Raw genomic sequence first — 1,101 nt, forward strand, 5'->3', positions numbered from 1 at the left:
CGCGTTCTCAAATCTGAAGTGCAACACCCTGACTCGTATAAGGTGTTGCCATGGAAAAACAATATCAACAGCTACAACCTGAGGAGCGGCTGACGATTGCCAGCATGCATCAGCAGGGTTCAAGCATGCGGGCCATGGCCCGCATGCTTGGGCGCTCTCCCGCAACCGTGAGCCGTGAACTGGCCCGCAACTGCAGGTTTGACAGCTACGCGTCCGTACCGGCTCAGGCGTTGAGCGTCGCACGACGCATCGCTGGACGACCTCCCGCCAAGCTCGACCCACAGGGCGTTACGTGGCGCATCGTACTCACGCTGCTGGACTGGAAATGGTCACCCCAGCAGATATCAGGTACGCTCAGGCGCATGTACCCGAACGATTCGACCCAGCAGGTCTCGCACGAGACGATCTATACGGCTATCTATGCCCGACCGTACGGGGAACTGCGTCGCCAGCTTGTTGCCTGCCTGCGCCACCATCGCACAGACCGCATGCCACGAAGCAGAGGCACGGACCGGCGCGGCCAGATCCCCGACATGGTGAGCATCCACGTGCGTCCGCCCGAAGTCGATGACCGAGTGATGCCTGGCCATTGGGAAGGCGATTTCATCAAGGGTGCGAACAATGCATCTTCCGTTGGCGTGCTGGTCGAACGCACCAGCCGCCTGGTACTGCTCGCCCGCATGGACGATGCAACCGCCGCTTCCGCGCTCGCAGGCTTCTCTGCCAAACTGAACTCCATCGCCGCACCACTCCGACAAAGCTTCACGTACGACCAGGGCAAGGAAATGTCGCGCCACCAGGAACTTTCCGCCGCTACCGGCGTGAAGGTCTACTTCTGCGACCCTCACAGCCCTTGGCAGCGTGGCACCTGCGAGAACACCAACGGCCTGCTGCGCCAGTATCTGCCCAAGGGCACTGACCTTTCGGTCTACAGTCAGGATGACCTCGACGCCATCGCCGATAGCCTTAACAGCCGGCCTCGTGCCACACATGCATTCCACTCGCCGTTCGAAGTCTTCGCCAGCATGCTTGAACTTGCCTCCCGACCTGATACTTCCGTTCATTAAGCCCTGTGTTGCGCTTCACCTTTGAAACCGCCCG

1 protein-coding gene is annotated in these 1,101 nt (G+C 60.5%); it reads left to right on the forward strand.

Annotation, left to right across the window (positions count from 1 at the left end; all coding sequences use genetic code 11):
• Positions 1-50: 50 nt before the first annotated feature.
• Positions 51-1,067, forward strand: coding sequence for an IS30 family transposase (locus tag HDG32_RS35935; protein ID WP_184074582.1), 1,017 nt, complete (start codon positions 51-53; stop codon positions 1,065-1,067).
• Positions 1,068-1,101: the final 34 nt, after the last annotated feature.

Source organism: Paraburkholderia sp. CI2 (genome assembly GCF_014201055.1).
In the GTDB taxonomy this organism is placed as follows: Bacteria; Pseudomonadota; Gammaproteobacteria; order Burkholderiales; family Burkholderiaceae; genus Paraburkholderia; species Paraburkholderia tuberum.

What these genes read in the sequence shown, in the direction of transcription:
- HDG32_RS35935 (WP_184074582.1), top strand. Translation starts at nt 51, where the DNA reads ATGGAAAAACAATATCAACAGCTACAACCTGAGGAGCGGCTGACGATT.